12 protein-coding genes are annotated in these 14,854 nt (G+C 53.3%); 8 read left to right on the top strand and 4 right to left on the bottom strand.

Annotated features, from left to right (window positions below; all coding sequences use genetic code 11):
• Nucleotides 1–9 precede the first annotated feature (9 nt).
• From Q3H59_RS21980 to Q3H59_RS21960, 5 genes are all read left to right on the top strand, one after another.
• The gene (locus tag Q3H59_RS21980; protein WP_309837274.1) at nucleotides 10–918 is read left to right on the top strand and encodes a sugar ABC transporter permease; all 909 of its coding nucleotides are present in this window, start codon (nucleotides 10–12) and stop codon (nucleotides 916–918) included.
• The gene (locus Q3H59_RS21975) at nucleotides 908–1,747 is read left to right on the top strand and encodes a carbohydrate ABC transporter permease (protein ID WP_064739810.1); all 840 of its coding nucleotides are present in this window, start codon (nucleotides 908–910) and stop codon (nucleotides 1,745–1,747) included. Before Q3H59_RS21980 ends, Q3H59_RS21975 begins: the two co-directional genes overlap by 11 nt.
• Nucleotides 1,747–2,691 (top strand): carbohydrate kinase family protein, encoded by a 945-nt coding sequence (locus Q3H59_RS21970; protein ID WP_309837882.1) that lies wholly within the window; start codon nucleotides 1,747–1,749, stop codon nucleotides 2,689–2,691. Before Q3H59_RS21975 ends, Q3H59_RS21970 begins: the two co-directional genes overlap by 1 nt.
• 3 nt (nucleotides 2,692–2,694) lie before the next feature.
• Nucleotides 2,695–3,780, top strand: coding sequence for a sn-glycerol-3-phosphate ABC transporter ATP-binding protein UgpC (locus Q3H59_RS21965; protein WP_309837269.1), 1,086 nt, complete (start codon nucleotides 2,695–2,697; stop codon nucleotides 3,778–3,780).
• Nucleotides 3,781–4,036: 256 nt separating this feature from the next.
• Nucleotides 4,037–5,113: a glycosyltransferase family 9 protein gene (locus Q3H59_RS21960; RefSeq protein ID WP_309837266.1), complete on the top strand. Its 1,077-nt coding sequence runs from the start codon at nucleotides 4,037–4,039 to the stop codon at nucleotides 5,111–5,113.
• Nucleotides 5,114–5,318: 205 nt separating this feature from the next.
• On the opposite strand, the gene bamA is transcribed toward Q3H59_RS21960, so the two are convergent.
• Together bamA and Q3H59_RS21950 are read right to left on the bottom strand one after the other, a co-directional pair.
• Nucleotides 5,319–7,751 carry an outer membrane protein assembly factor BamA gene (bamA, locus tag Q3H59_RS21955; RefSeq protein ID WP_309837264.1) on the bottom strand — a complete coding sequence of 811 codons (2,433 nt, stop codon included), beginning with the start codon at nucleotides 7,749–7,751 and terminating at the stop codon, nucleotides 5,319–5,321.
• 214 nt (nucleotides 7,752–7,965) lie between these two features.
• Nucleotides 7,966–9,375 carry an MFS transporter gene (locus Q3H59_RS21950; RefSeq protein ID WP_309837262.1) on the bottom strand — a complete coding sequence of 470 codons (1,410 nt, stop codon included), beginning with the start codon at nucleotides 9,373–9,375 and terminating at the stop codon, nucleotides 7,966–7,968.
• Between the two features lie 115 nt (nucleotides 9,376–9,490).
• On the opposite strand from Q3H59_RS21950, the gene Q3H59_RS21945 reads away from it, so the two are divergent.
• Complete coding sequence (locus tag Q3H59_RS21945) at nucleotides 9,491–10,345, top strand: helix-turn-helix transcriptional regulator (RefSeq protein ID WP_309837260.1); 855 nt, start codon at nucleotides 9,491–9,493, stop codon at nucleotides 10,343–10,345.
• Nucleotides 10,346–10,349: 4 nt separating this feature from the next.
• On the opposite strand, the gene Q3H59_RS21940 is transcribed toward Q3H59_RS21945, so the two are convergent.
• Nucleotides 10,350–11,342, bottom strand: coding sequence for a capsular polysaccharide synthesis protein (locus tag Q3H59_RS21940; protein WP_309837257.1), 993 nt, complete (start codon nucleotides 11,340–11,342; stop codon nucleotides 10,350–10,352).
• 337 nt (nucleotides 11,343–11,679) lie between these two features.
• Between Q3H59_RS21940 and Q3H59_RS21935 the strand changes: the two genes are divergently transcribed.
• A complete protein-coding gene (locus Q3H59_RS21935; RefSeq protein ID WP_192235489.1) occupies nucleotides 11,680–12,387 on the top strand; it encodes a phage antirepressor KilAC domain-containing protein in 708 nt (235 codons plus the stop codon).
• A 102-nt stretch (nucleotides 12,388–12,489) separates the two neighbouring features.
• Here the strand turns inward: Q3H59_RS21935 and Q3H59_RS21930 are convergent, their stop codons facing one another.
• Nucleotides 12,490–12,981 carry a GNAT family N-acetyltransferase gene (locus Q3H59_RS21930; RefSeq protein WP_192413413.1) on the bottom strand — a complete coding sequence of 164 codons (492 nt, stop codon included), beginning with the start codon at nucleotides 12,979–12,981 and terminating at the stop codon, nucleotides 12,490–12,492.
• A 439-nt stretch (nucleotides 12,982–13,420) separates the two neighbouring features.
• Here Q3H59_RS21930 and Q3H59_RS21925 point away from each other — a divergent pair, with 439 nt between their 5' ends.
• Nucleotides 13,421–14,848 carry a trehalose-6-phosphate synthase gene (locus tag Q3H59_RS21925; RefSeq protein ID WP_309837254.1) on the top strand — a complete coding sequence of 476 codons (1,428 nt, stop codon included), beginning with the start codon at nucleotides 13,421–13,423 and terminating at the stop codon, nucleotides 14,846–14,848.
• Nucleotides 14,849–14,854: the final 6 nt, after the last annotated feature.

Below are 14,854 nucleotides of genomic sequence, written 5' to 3'. Positions count from 1 at the left end.
GGGGCAACAATGCTGAGTTTGCGTCAACGCGAACAATGGCAGGCATGGGTGCTGCTGGCACCCATGTTGTTGGTGATGATGTTGCTCACCGCATGGCCGCTGTTACGCACCATCTGGCTGAGTTTCACCGATGCCGCCCTGATCGGCAGCGGTGAAGCGCCGGGCTGGATTGGCTTTGAAAATTATCTGTTCGCCATCACCGATGCGGATTTCCGCAGTTCGCTATGGCGCACGCTCTATTTCACCGTGGTGTCGGTGGCAATTGAAGGCGTGATCGGCGTGCTGGTAGCGCTGTTGCTGAACCAGAAATTCGCCGGTCGCAACGTGCTGCGCGTGCTGGTGATTTTGCCGTGGGCGCTGCCGACCATCGTTAACGCCATGATGTGGCGTCTGAATTTCAACCCGGATTACGGCAGCATCAACGCCCTGCTGACGCAGTTAGGGATCATTGATGGCTATCGCAGCTGGCTGGGTTCGCCGGATTCGGCGCTCAACGCGGTGATGTTCGCCGATATCTGGAAAAACTATCCGCTGGTGACCTTACTGGTGCTGGCGGCGCTGCAATCGATCCCCGACGATCTGTTTGAAGCCGCACGATTGGATGGCGCATCGGCGTGGCGGCGTTTTCGTGCTATCACCTTCCCGGCGATTGTTGGCCCGCTCAGCGTGGCGCTGGTGCTGCGCACCATCGACGCTTTCAAAATCTTCGACATCATCTACGTAATGACGCGCGGCGGTCCGGTCGATAGCACCAAAACCCTGAGTTTTTACGTGTATCAGGAGTCGTTTAGCTACCTGCGGGCCGGCAGCGGCGCGGCCTACGCGATGTTGATGACCTTACTGTGCGCGGTGCTGATCACGCTTTACATGTTGTTACTGTGGCGCCAGCGCTGCAAAGGAAGCGCTTATGAAGGTTAAATTGCGCCATGTCGGTAAATACGCCGCCGCGCTGCTGGTGGCGTTCTCGGTGTTAGCGCCGATGGGCTGGCTGTTTTTGATGAGCGTCAGCGCCGCCAGCGATCTCACCCGCGTACCGCTGGAGTGGCTGCCGCGCCAGTGGGATTTCACCCGCTATGGCAAGCTGCTGTCGCTGGAGCCTGGCCAGCCGGGCGTGCTGTTTCTGCATGCACTCGGCAACAGCCTTTTAGTCGCCACCGGCGCGACAATCATCTGCTTACTGCTGGCCATTCCAGCGGCGTTCAGCTTCTCGCGCTACCGCGGGCGCGACGGCTGGCTATTCGCCTCACTTGCCATCTATATGGTGCCGCCGGTGGCATTCGTGTTGCCGCTCTACTTCCTGTTGCAGCAGTTCGATCTGCTCAACACGCGGCCCGGATTGATCATTGTTTACTGCTCGCTGATTCTGCCGTTCCTTACCTGGATGCTGAAAAACCAGTTCGATACGCTGCCGCAGGATATTGAGCAGGCGGCGCGGCTCGACGGCCTGCGCGTCTGGCAAGTGCTGTTACGCATTACGCTGCCGCTGGCGAAGCCGGTGTTGGGGGCCGCCGCACTGTTTGGCTGGCTGCTGGCGTGGGACGAATTTTTCTATGCGCTGCTGTTTACCAGCAATATCGCCGCACAAACCTTACCGGTCACCATTGCCGGATTTACCGCCGGACGCGCCACCGATGATGGCTTAATCGCTGCCGTTGGCATTCTGGCGTCGGTGCCACCGCTGTTTATTGCCATCTGGCTGCAGAAGACGCTGGTTAGCGGCCTTGCCAGTGGCGGGAGCAAAGGATGATGGAGCAGAAACTCACCGCCACGCTGTATGTGGTGGGTAACATTAATGTCGATTTGATCATGGGCACGCTGGATAACTGGCCGCAGCGCGGTACTGAAGTGATGCTGAATCACAGCGAACTGCGTCCTGGCGGCTCGGCGGGCAACTGCGCGCTGGCGCTAGAAGCGATGCAGGTGCGCCATCGCGCGGTCGCCAATCAGGGCAATGATGGCCTGAGCGCCTGGCTGGCGAGTCATTTTCCGCACAGCGCTGCGCACTGGACGCGCTACAGCTGCGAAACCTCGCTTACCGTTGGCGTGACGCATTCGGATCACGAACGCTCTTTCCTGAGTAATCTCGGCCATATCGTGCAACTCACCGCGCAGGATGTGCTGGATCAACTGCCGGCTACCGCGTCTGACGGCGATATCGTGCTGCTGTGCGGCACCTTTTTGTGTCTGCATCTGTATGACGATTATCCGGCGCTGCTCGCCGAGTTACAGCAGCGCGGCTTTGTCACCGCCGTCGATACCGGCTGGCCGCCGCAGGGCTGGACAAACGAAGTGCGTCAGCAGATCACGCATTGGCTGCCGCTGTGCGACTGGCTGCTGCTCAATGAAGTGGAAACGCTGGGATTGGCGGCGTCAGACGACTTGCCCGCCAGCGCGCAAATGCTGGCGCAACAGCTGAGCGGACGCGGCGGCTGCGTGGTGAAATGTGGCCCGCAGGGCGCGCGCTGCTGGCAGGTAGATCATTCAGTGAGTCAGCCTGCGCGTCCGGTCACGGTGGTGGATACCATCGGCGCGGGCGACAGTTTCAACGCCGGATTTCTCACCGCCCTGCTGCATCAGCAAGATCTCATCACGGCTTTGCAATGGGGGATTTCGGTGGCGTCACTGGCTATCAGCACCTTGCCGCGTCGTTACCCCGACTGGCATCAACTGCAACTTTCCCAGGAGTTTTAAATTATGGCCAGTGTTGAACTCGTAAAAGTGGCCAAACGCTACGCAAAACAGTCGGTGCTGCATCCGCTCGATCTCACCATTCCTGACGGCAGTTTTACCGTGCTGGTTGGCCCATCCGGCTGCGGAAAATCGACGCTGTTGCGCTTGCTGGCCGGGTTGGAGAGCTTGTCGGATGGCGCGATCCTGATGGACAAAGTGCAAATCAACGACCGCGATCCAGCCGATCGCGATATCGCCATGGTGTTTCAGAGCTATGCGCTCTATCCGCACTTAACCGTGGCGGAGAATCTGGCGTTCCACATGCAGGTGAAGAGGGTGAAGCGCGAGGAGCAGCACACTAAAATTGCGCGCATCGCCGGAATTCTTGGCATCGATAAGCTGCTGCAACGCTATCCGCGTGCACTGTCAGGCGGACAGCGTCAACGCGTGGCGATGGGCCGCGCGATGGTGCGAAATCCCAAAGTGTTCCTGTTCGATGAGCCGCTGTCGAACCTCGATGCGCAGCTGCGTATGGAGCTACGCGCCGAGATCAAATCGCTGCATCAGCGTTTCAAAACCACCATGGTTTATGTGACGCACGATCAGGTTGAGGCGATGACGCTGGCCGATCAAATTGTGGTGATGAAGGATGGCCGCATCGTGCAGCAAGGCGCGCCGCTGGCGATTTACGACCGTCCGGCGGATACCTTTGTCGCACGCTTTATCGGCTCACCGCCGATGAACCTGTTACCGGCACAGCTGATCGCCCGCGATGGCGTGCCCGGCGTGCAGTGCCAGGATCTGTGGCAGCCGTTGCCCGCGCGTTGGCAAGCGGCGGCGCGCGAACGTGCTGGCGCAGCCGTGACGCTAGGCGTGCGCCCGCACGATCTGCTGGAAGCCAGCAGCAACGCCGCAGCATTGGTGAAAGTGGTGGAGATCACCGGCGAATCCACATTGTTGCATCTCGAATGGCACGGTCAGCCGTTGCATATGCAGATCGCAGGCCGTCATGCGGCTGTCAGCGGCGAGAGCATTATGCTGGGCTTTAACCCCGAGAAAATTCATCTGTTTGATGCCGAGACGGGATTAAGGTTGGTTGAGTCGCTTTAAGTCGGTGCTCAGGCCAGAAAAGGCCCTTAAGATTGTCATTGCTGTTTAGGGGGCGCATGAGCATCCTATTCGCCCAATCGTTAGTTTCCGTATTGGAGTGCGTACATTGCGCTGAATAGGATGTTCTCGTGAGCTGTCAGAAAGATTTTTTTTAATCACTGAAACCGGTAACATAGGCTCCCTATGACCATTCTTGCCGCATCGTTTCCTCTTTTAAATTTTTCAATGTGGCCTTTTCATATGTACGGGTATTGTTATGCGGTTTCTGAAAACGATTAATAGAAATAAAAACAATCTGTTTAGGAAAATAAAAAAAGCAGCGCTATTGTGTCTTATCCGGACTATACGCACCCGAGATGCTTTTGAACCTGTTAAAGCGCGTAAGATATTGATTCTTCGCCTCGACGACAAAATTGGTGACATGGTCGTAACTACGGGAACGGCATTCAAACTAGCAGAGAAAGGCTACAGAGTTTCAGTGCTTACCGGCCCGGTATGCGGACAACTGCTAAAAAATTGCGACTATCTTGATCAGGTTATTCAATATAAAAATCGGATGTCACTTGACCTGTTACACGCTCAGAAATTTGATGTTGTCATCGATTTTGACGATGTCCAGGATTATGAACGTCTGAAGTTGGCATGGCTGATGAGACGTAGCCACCATGTTGGCTTTAATAAAAATCTTCCGGGTATTTATAATGCATCCATCCGTTATCTTGATGCCGAGAAGCATATCACTGAACGCCATAAGCGGGTGCTGGCACTGTTCAATATCCACGAAACCTCATTTCATTATCAACTCGGGCGCTGTGTTAAAGAACAAAACAGAGTCAAGAATGCCCTTCGAATTACAGATAGCGATATTGTCGTTTCTGTGAATCCTTTCTCTGGCGCCACGGATAAAGATTTCTCCGAAGAACAGGTCATCTCTCTCATCTACTTTATTCACTCGATTAATCCGGAGATAAAAGTTGTGGTAATCGGGCAGAGCAACAAAGTACGTTCATTCAGTGCGCATGGTGCTTTAATTGTGTCAGAAAGTACCATAAATACCGCAGTTGAAATTGTCCGCATCTCTGACGCGGTAGTGAGTACGGATACTTCCATCGTCCACATTGCTAACGCGCTAAATCGTCCACTAGTGGCACTTTATAATAAGAGGAAGCTCAAGGATACCGGCTTGATCGGCTATAAAACCTGGGCACCAAATTATCCTCAGGGTAATCAGATAGTGGTTGAAAATGATTACATTAGTCATTGTTCAATCAACACAATTTTTCCGGCAGTTGAGACTGCAATCCGGGCAGCAAGTATGCTTAAGCTCCCGTAAACACTTTCATCATCTCTAATGAAAAAAAGCCACCCAACATTGGGTGGCGAAATATAGTTAATCACATGCATAACAACGATATTGGCGAACACTCATTCCTTAAGCATTTCACGACTACTATTTTACCCTACTGGCTAATTTATTCTGTCTTCAGCGTTTAAAGATAATGTAAAACCCCTCTCAACCTTTAACGAATTAAATACATCTACCAGGTTTTACCAATATTAAACTGGAACTGCTCCGACTTATCGCCCTCATATTTTTTAATCGGCAACGCATACGAAAACACCAGCGGACCCAGCGGTGACTGCCATTGCAAGGCCACGCCACTCGACACGCGAATCTGGCTGGGATCGCCATAATCGGGAATCCCCGCCGCTTTAGTGGCTGCGGTATTCTGCCAGCCGGTATCCCACACGGTGCCGGCATCAACAAACAATGAAGTGCGCAGCGCATCGGCATAGCGCTCGCTGATAAACGGCGTAGGGACAATCAGCTCCGCACTCACCACCGCCATCGCATTTCCGCCCACCGCATCATCCGATTTCTCCACCGGGCAAGCACCGTAACTGCTTTCGCTGCCGCTGCAGCGGTAATAGGCAGCTTTTGGCCCGATGGTGTTGGAAGAGAATCCGCGTACCGAACTCGAACCGCCGGCATAGAAATTATCGTAGAACGGCACTTCTTTGCCACCTAAACCGTCAGCGTAACCGGCTTTACTACGGCCCATCAGCACCCAGCGATGATCGCTGCTCAGCGGCAAGTAGCCATTGGCGGTCAGCGTGCTTTTGTAATAGCTGTTGGTGGAACCTGGAATGGTCACTTTGGTGTTGAAACCGGCGCTCATGCCCGAGGTGGGGAAGAAGCCGCGATCCAGCGAGTTGTAGCTCCAGCCAATGTTCCAGAAGAAATCGTTGGCGGTAAATTTGTCCGCCACGGTGGCATCGTCATCGTCGTCATTGCTGGTGATGACTTTTGGATGAATGCCCTGCGAACCCAGATAGCGCCACATTGCTACCTGCGGTGCCATATTGCTTACGCGGTTATAGACGTAATCCAGACCACTGTTCACGCTGCTGTTTTCGCCGATTGGGAAGCTTAACGTGCTACTCGCGCCGAAGCTTTTCAGCGTGTATTCGGAAAGATCGTTATCTTCCGCGCTGTAATCGTTGTAGAACAGTTTGCCGCCAAGACTCACGCCATCCACGGTGAAATAGGGATCGGTAGCGGCGATTTCGACATAGGTTTGATAGCTGTTTTTCGTGCCGCTGAAACTCACGGTATTACCGGTGCCCATCCAGTTATCCTGGCTGACGCCAAGCTGATAACTGATGCCGCTGTCGGTGCCGTAACCCACCCCAACGTTGAAGGTGCCGGTATTGCGCTCCTTCACTTTGTACACCACGTCCACCTGATCCGGGCTGCCCGGCACGCGCTGCGTATCAACATCTACGCTTTCGAAATAACCGGTACGATTAAGGCGCGCCTTGCCCTGCTCCACCTGATTGCTCGCCAGCCATGCGCCTTCCATCTGGCGCATTTCACGACGCAGCACCGCATCTTTAGAGGTGTCATTGCCCGAGAAACGCACCTGTCGCACTGAGAAGCGCCGCCCGGCATCGACATTCACGTGTAGCTGCACGGTTTTATCGCTGTCGTCTATTTCCGATTGCGTATTCACCTGCGGGAACGCATAGCCGTAACGACCGAGCAGGCTTTTAATCGCCTCTTCGTTTTGGCTGATTTTTGCCCCGCTGTATAAGCTGCCCGCCGGCATGTGCGCCAGTTTTTCAATTTCGGCGGAATAGCCGGCCATATTTCCGCTCAGCGTTACGCCGCTAACATGATAAACATCGCCTTCATGAACATTTATGGTGACGTAAATATGCTTTTTATCCGGCGTTAAACTGACTTGTGTGGAATCGAGGTTAAAGCGTGCGTAACCGCGATCGAGATAATAACTGCGTAGCGTCTCTAAATCGCCTGAGAGTTTCTGTTTCTGGTATTTCTGATCGGCGATCAAATTCCACCACGGCACATCGTCGCGCAGCTGGAAATGCGAAATCAGTTCATCAGCGGAAAAAGCGTGGTTCCCGACAATGTTGATCTGCTGAATTTTCGCCGACACGCCTTCGGTGAAAATAAACTTCAGATCGACACGGTTGCGCGGCAGCGGCGTAACGACCGCTTTGACGCTGGCAGTATATTTCCCGGCGCTGTAGTAGAAATCTTCCAGCCCTTTTTCCATATCCGATAGCGTGGTGCGGTCCAGCGCTTCACCTACGCGCACGCCCGAGGCATCAAGGTTCTGCTTGAGCTGATCTTCTTTAATCGCTTTGTTACCAGAGAATGAGATGCTGGCAATCGCCGGGCGCTCTTTGACTTTGATCAGCAGCGCATCTCCGTCACGCAGCACCTGCACATCGTCAAAATTGCCGGTGGCGAACAGCGCGCGGATGCTGTTGCGAATATCATCATCATTGACGCGATCGCCAACACGCAGCGGCATATGCAGCAACGCCGCGCCGGGTGCGACGCGCTGAAGCCCAGCAAAGTGAATATCCTTTAGGGTGAAATCATCTGCACCAAAGGCAGTGGTGGTTACCATTAAAAGTAACCCGGTTAACATCTTCTTCATCTGTTGTGAGCCTGCCGTTTTTCCTGTGCCTGATTCAAGCGCCTTGCTTCCGCACCACATAAAAACGGGCTGAACACGCGGTTCAGCCCGTTAACTGCGGCGATATGTTCCGGAAAAAAGACCGCTGAGCCAAAGGTAAATTCAGCGCGACTCGCGGATTTTCGTTTGTTTTACAATAAGCTGCATCGCTCCTGCCAAAATCTCCGCATAAGAATTACCCTTCTGCCGTTACCGGCTGAAACGTACGGCGATTGAGGCTGGTGAAGATCACCAGTAATGCCATCATTACAAGCTCAACGCCGAGCGTACCGGTGATCGCCGCCAGATGATTGCCGTGCGTATAAATCTGCGTGAATACACCGCCCAGCAGCATCGGGCCTAAACCTAACGCCGATTGCTGCACCGTCGACAGCACCGCGCTGCCCGCGCCCGCCTGGTGATGCGGCACGCCGCTCATGCCAATGCGGTAGAAGGTGCTGACGATAAACGACTGACCAAAGCCAATCAGCACCGTGGCGGGAATCAGGGTGAAAATACCGACCTGCGGCCAGGCGAGTTGCAGCGTGGCGATCAGGGCCAGCAACCCAACCATTTGAATGCCGCAGCCCATCAGTAAGGCGCCGCGCTTACCTAAACGCTCGACGATGCGCGTGGATTGCATCGCCCCGATAAAATAGGCCACACCAAGCGCGATAAACGCGTTCCCGGACTGAAACGCCGTCAGCCCTAAACCGGCCTGCAGCGTCAGCGCGACGGAAAACATAAAGCCGCTCCAGCAGGAGAAGAACAGCACCGCTAACGTCAGGCCAAAACGCACGCTCGGCAGACGCAGCAGTGAAGGCGGCAGCAGCGGCGCGCCGTTGGCCGCTTCCAGACGCAGCGAACTCTGGCGCAGACGATGAAGAAACAGCGGGAACAGCACCAGCAGCAGGATGCACGGCCACGACCAATGCAGCAGTGGACCGAGCGCCAGTGCCAGCATCAGGCAACCAATCGCGCCCGCCAGCAGCAAGGTTCCGCTAACATCCACCGGTACGCGCTGCGTGTTCTGCGTCTCCGGCACAAAGCGGCGCGCGGTGATTAGCACAAACAGGCAAATTGGCAGGTTAATCAGGAACACGCTGCGCCAGCCGTAGCCGCCGATATCCGCTTTGATGAGAAATCCGCCCAACACCTGACCGATGATAAAGGCCAGCCCGCCAATACCGCCATACAAACCGATGGCGCGCGCATGCGCTCTGCCCTTCAGCGTGATGTGCAGCGTGGCGAGGATTTGCGGCACGATAAAGGCCGCGCCCACGCCTTGCAGCGCGCGGGCAAACATCAACAGGCCAACGCTGTTGGCGATGCCGCATAATAAAGATGCAATACCGAAGATCCCTACTCCGGCAAGGAACACGCGACGGCGACCGTAGTTATCGCCGAGCCGTCCGCCCATCGCCAGGCAGATGGCAAAGGCGATGCCGTAGACCGCGACGATCAGCGCCAGCTCAATCGCCGTGGCCTGCAGCGTGTGGGCCATCGCGTCTAACGCTACGTTAACGATAGAAAAATCAATAATGGGCAGCAGTTGCCCGGCAAGCAGGACCATCAATCCTGTGCGTTGAAGTTGCGATGTCTGCATCGGTTTTACCTTGTTTTTGCTGTCAGTACGGCATAGCATCACCTAACCGTTAAACGGGTACCAGTTCTTAATTATCATGGTATAAATACTACCCGTCTTGTCGAAGGATCTGCTTATGAGCCTGGCATCCGCGCCTGTTACCACCGAACAAAACAACCGCAAATTACTCGGCACCTTTCTGCGCACGCGCCGGGAAAACCTCGATCCTAATCGACTCGGTTTGCCACGTATGCGCCATCGCCGCACGCCGGGTTTACGCCGTGAAGAAGTCGCGCAGTTAGCGGATGTTGGCGTGACCTGGTATACATGGCTGGAACAGGGACGCGATATCAAAGCCTCGCCGAAAACCCTGACGGCGATCGCTAGCGCGTTGCAGTGCAACGATGTGGAAACGCAGCACCTGTTTTCGCTCGCCGGGCACGCATTGCCCTCGGTGCGCGTGGTGGCCGCCTGCTGCAAAATTGCCGCGCACAATCAGCAGATGCTCGATGCGATCCAGTTACCGGCGATTATTGAGACGCCGCGCTTTGATATTATCGGTTACAACGCCGCGTGGTGTGCCTTGATGGGCGTGGATTTAGCCGAAATCGCGCCAGAAGATCGCAACTGCATCTGGCTGGCCTTCAATCACCCAACCTGGCGCAAAGCGCTTAATGACTGGGATGAAGTGATGCCGCAGATGGTGGCGATGTTTCGCGGGCAGATGGGCGAGCACCTTGGCGATCCGCACTGGGAAAGCTTTCTTGCTCGCTTGCTGAACAGTTCAGATGAGTTTGCTCACACCTGGCAGCGCTATGAATTGGGCCAGGTGGAGAATCGCATAAAACGTTTTTACCGCGACGAAGTGGGTGAAATGACGCTGCGGCAAAATAACTGGTGGTCGGCATCACGCAACGGCGATCGCCTGCTGGTATATGTGCCGGACGATGAAATCAGCGCCGCAGCACTCCAGCAGTTGATCAATCCGTGATGCGTTATGCCTTGCCCGTCATTGCCGGAAGCGGTGTTTGCGGGCGGGCGCCCTTCTGGCTGTTTAACAGAATCTGACCCAGCAAGCTGTCTTTGTTCACCACGCCATATTTCAGGTTGGTGTCGAGATATTTACGATCAAATCCCGTCAGTTTGGTCAGCGGCGGCAAGACGGCCGGCAGACGATCGACCATCAGCATGCGGCTCAGCTTCACCGGACGCCACTCCACAAGGCTTTGATATAGCAACGCGCTGGCTTCGCATTTACGCAGATAGAAGTTGTACTGATTGTTCTCACGCAGCGCCTGCTGCTGCGCGATATACACCACCAAATAATCCGGTGGCGTGATGCCCTGAACAATGGTTTCGTAATTGGGCAGCGCGAGCAAACGACGGAAAAACTCGTCGGCGCCCACTTCAACAATCGGGCGGAAAAAGTGCAGCCAGCGCGCAATAAAGGCATTATTTTTCGGCGCGGCCAGGAACCAGGATTCAATCACCGGATAGGCTTTATCCAGCGTCGAACTGTCGCGATAAAAGGCGATCAAGTCATAACCATCGTCAACATTCACCGCCAACAATTCGTCCATCGTGCGGTTGAGAATGATGGTGGCATCCATCCAGATTCCGCCATAGCGATGCAGCAGTTCCAGCCGGATTACGTCACTTTTATGTGAAGGGCGCATATCCTGATGCACGAAGTGCAGATCGGGCAGATAATGCTGAATATTCAGGTTATTGATGACGGTTACCTGATAGCCGGGGTTTTCGCGCACGATTTTATCGACAAAAATCTGCACCTCTTCCGGTAGCGTTTCACTTTCCCAGTACATCCAAATCTGACGCGGAATGGCAGCGGGCGCGGTCTGGCGTGCAACTAAATTGATATCCTGCTCTGCGGCAGGATTGTAATCGGGCAGCCTTCTGCGTTTGGTCAGCTTTTTTTCCGCCAGTAAACCTAGTGAAACCAAATGGGTTTTAAATTTATTCTTTTTCATCGTTTCTCCAGCAGCACAGCCGCCAGTTAACTACTTATTGCTGTTAAAAAAGGCACACATCAGCCCTGCACCTAATGCTGCAGAAAGCCGACAAAAGCCCGGAAAATTGGCTCAAAATTATCAAACAGCATTCAGCGCGACAATTTAATAAACCGCTAAAACCTCACTTTAAGAGAATACGTAGAGCGCTGGGTGTGCGGGATCTGGCTTTGTGAAACGTTACGCAAAGCAGAACATCTTAGGTGAACGGTTAAAAATAATACTGGATATATAAACAGTGTTAAGTATACTTATTCTACAGCCACAAGGCTGAGTAAGTCTGCAAGAGGTGATAATGATGATGATCTCAACGGAAAGTCTGTCTGCTTTGAATGCATCAATGATGATGAGCAGCCGCGAAATTGCCCATGTCACGGGCATCACGCACGGCGAAGTGAAGCGCCTGGTGAAAAGCCTGGAAACCGCACAGCGTCTTTCCCAGCCTTTGACGGTGAATCTCTATGAGCATCAGGGTGAAGTGCGTCAGGAGTTTCATCTTAACAAACGCGATTCATTACTTGCCGTTGCCCGGCTTTCGCCTGGCTTCACTGCGGAATTACTCGATCTCTGGCAGCAGCGTGAACAGTTTACTCATCTGCCTGATTTCACCAATCCGGCGGAAGCGGCCCGCGCCTGGGCGGAGCAATTTGAGCAGCGCCGTGCGGCTGAGCAGCAACTTGCGTTGTCGGCCCCTAAGGCTGAATTTTTTGATCGCTTTGTCGAGATCGAAGATTCGCTTGGCTTTCGTCAGCTGTGCAAGATGTTGAAGGTAAAGGAAACTGAATTTCGTGAGTTTTTGTTAGAACGCAACATTATGTATCGCGAAAAAGGCACGCTGGCACCGCAGCAGCACCATATACAGGCGGGATATTTCACCCTGCGCTCCGGACGTGGCGAGAATCAGCATGCTTTCTCCCAAGCGCGTTTCACCGCCAAAGGCGTGAAATGGGTGGCCAGTTTATGGGCGGGACATCTGTCGGCTCAGCCGAAAGGTGTGGCTGCATAAAGTGTGCGCAGGTGTCCTAGCGGCGTAATTTATTGCGCGATAAATCGCGCCGCCAGGGAATGTGCGATCACTGAATGCTTAGCGTTATATTTACCTGTTGAATTACAGTTTCATCAGCATCTCATGCCACGCCATGCCACCGTGGTCTGACTCAGACGGTTTGACGTACTGATAGCCCCATTTTTTATACAGCTCAAGGTGCTGGGTTTTGCACATCAGATGAATGGTTCGCTTATTCATTCTCTTCATCAGCTCGATAAACTGGCGCATCAGCAGCGACGCATAACCTTTGCCCTGATAAGCGGGATCAAGCACCACCGACATAATCACGGCGTTGGGTGCTGCCGGATCGTGGCCGATTAACTCTTTGAACGCTTCATCCGACATCACCACATCCCACGCACAACCGGCGTTGATAAAACCAATCACCTTGTCGTTGGTTTCCAGACATAAAAATCCCTGTGGATACTGCGCAATGCGGGTAGCAATTTTTTCACGCGTGGCGGCTTCATCCCCTTCGTAAGCCTCAATTTCAATCGCGTAACAGCGATCCACATCTGCCAGCCTGGCTTCTCTAAATACTAACGTTGACACGATTAAACCTCTTAGATTCCTCTCTGAACGACGGTCATTCTAACAGGCCGAATGTGTCTTTGCGCATAAGTACCCCCGTCAAACCATTAAAGTCGCCATCTAAAGTGATCAAAAATTAACGCCAACATTTATCCTGGTTCTAAATAAAATCTATTAAATTTTTATAAATCTCAGCGTCTTTTTTACGACATTTTTACGGGTTGGTCGGCTAGATTAATTTCATCGACAGCCCTGAAGGATTCGGAGAGGTAGCGCGAGATGAAAAGTATCGAACTCACTAATAGCGGTTCATCCGCATAACGTCAGCGGTCAACACGCACCGGTCCATTAACGCCTGTGAGCGTAAATCATGAGCGGCATGCTGCAATTTTTACTGCGCCAACCTTTTTTAAATTCTCTGCCAACGAGTCATGGGCAGATTAAGCAACGGGTCAAAACTATGTCAGGCTTGATTTTGGTATCACACAATCAAAATAATCACTCAACGCTTTCTAACATTTATGAAAGCATATTGACGCGTCGCGGTGGCATGTGGGTGAAATGGAGTGGCGAGTTTGAATCATTTACCACTGAACCTCATCGTGAGCTGAATTTTACTAGCGGCAAAGCATTCGACACGCTGACATTTCGCTTAACCAAAGCAGAATATGAGGAAGGTTATCATCAATATATTCATCAGGGATTGTGGCCGGTATTTCATCAGCGCCCCGACATGGCGCGTTTTTCCACCAGCAGCCAAATCGGTTATATGAAACTGAATGAAACCTATACGCGTGCCATCAGTGAATATGCCATGCCCGATGATGATATTTGGTTGCAGGATTATCACCTGATTCCCAGCATTAAAATGCTGCGCGATGCCGGCCTGATAAATCGTATCGGCTTCTTTTTCCATCAGCCTTTCCCAGCAGGACAATCTTTTGAATCGGTGCCGAACTGGCGCTATCTGGCCGATGCATTATTGTGCGCCGACTTAATTGGCTTTCAGACCACCCAAGACATGAACAATTTCACCGCTTGGGTTGAATCCCGCTTCCGTTGCGAGCGTCTAACGCCTTACACGCTGCGTATCCACGGCCGTCAGATTCGCGTAGGCGTATTCCCGGTAGGCATTGATACCGGGGAAACCAGCGCGCTAGCTGAAAGCAACAGCTGCCAGTATATGGAGCAGCAATGTCGCGCAACATTACCGGAGAATCTGATCCTCAGCGGCGGCCATTTTGACGACAGCACCGGCACGCCCTACCGCATCAGCGCCATAGAAGTTTTACTGCGTCAACACGAGGAGTATCACCATAAATTTTCCATGGTGCAGCTGGCTTCAGCGGCGTCAGGTTACAGCCATCGCATCAAGGCGTTGTCGCGCGATTTGGAAACCCGCTGCGGCGAAATGAACGGCGTGCATGGCGAGCTGAACTGGTATCCGGTGCGTTATTTGAGCAACCATTATTCACATGAAGAACTGTGCGGATTTTACCGTGCAGCGCGTGTGGCGCTGGTCACACCGCTGATAGCCGGAATGAGTTTAATGGCGAAAACCTATGTGGCGGTGCAAGATCATGCTAATCCCGGCGTGCTGATTCTGTCGCAGTTTGCCGGCGCCGCCGAACAGATGCAGGGCGCACTGTTGGTCAATCCTTACGATCCCGATGCCATCGCCGATGCCATTCATACCGCGCTTATCATGCCGCTTTCGGTGCGTCGCGAACGTCACGCCAGCCTGCTAAAAAACCTGCATCTGCATGATTGCTACAAATGGGCCGATAGCTTCATTAACGCGCTACAGCCGCGAGAACAGGAATGCGATTTAACCCTGAAATCGGGGGCGATAATTTCGAATGGTTTCAGTGGCCGACTGCGTTATTAATCAAAA

The sequence above is a fragment of the Pantoea sp. SORGH_AS_0659 genome (assembly GCF_031453915.1).
GTDB lineage: Bacteria > Pseudomonadota > Gammaproteobacteria > Enterobacterales > Enterobacteriaceae > Pantoea > Pantoea leporis.
Note: the sequence above shows the minus strand (reverse complement) of the source record. Positions and strands in the feature narration are given on the sequence as shown.

Bases quoted from the DNA above. Each gene is read 5' to 3' on its own strand.
- Q3H59_RS21925 (WP_309837254.1), top strand. From the start codon at position 13,421: ATGTCAGGCTTGATTTTGGTATCACACAATCAAAATAATCACTCAACG.
- Q3H59_RS21940 (WP_309837257.1), bottom strand. From the start codon at position 11,342: ATGAAAAAGAATAAATTTAAAACCCATTTGGTTTCACTAGGTTTACTG.
- Q3H59_RS21960 (WP_309837266.1), top strand. From the start codon at position 4,037: ATGCGGTTTCTGAAAACGATTAATAGAAATAAAAACAATCTGTTTAGG.
- Q3H59_RS21980 (WP_309837274.1), top strand. From the start codon at position 10: ATGCTGAGTTTGCGTCAACGCGAACAATGGCAGGCATGGGTGCTGCTG.
- bamA (WP_309837264.1), bottom strand. From the start codon at position 7,751: ATGAAGAAGATGTTAACCGGGTTACTTTTAATGGTAACCACCACTGCC.
- Q3H59_RS21965 (WP_309837269.1), top strand. From the start codon at position 2,695: ATGGCCAGTGTTGAACTCGTAAAAGTGGCCAAACGCTACGCAAAACAG.
- Q3H59_RS21945 (WP_309837260.1), top strand. From the start codon at position 9,491: ATGAGCCTGGCATCCGCGCCTGTTACCACCGAACAAAACAACCGCAAA.
- Q3H59_RS21935 (WP_192235489.1), top strand. From the start codon at position 11,680: ATGATGATCTCAACGGAAAGTCTGTCTGCTTTGAATGCATCAATGATG.
- Q3H59_RS21975 (WP_064739810.1), top strand. From the start codon at position 908: ATGAAGGTTAAATTGCGCCATGTCGGTAAATACGCCGCCGCGCTGCTG.
- Q3H59_RS21970 (WP_309837882.1), top strand. From the start codon at position 1,747: ATGGAGCAGAAACTCACCGCCACGCTGTATGTGGTGGGTAACATTAAT.
- Q3H59_RS21950 (WP_309837262.1), bottom strand. From the start codon at position 9,375: ATGCAGACATCGCAACTTCAACGCACAGGATTGATGGTCCTGCTTGCC.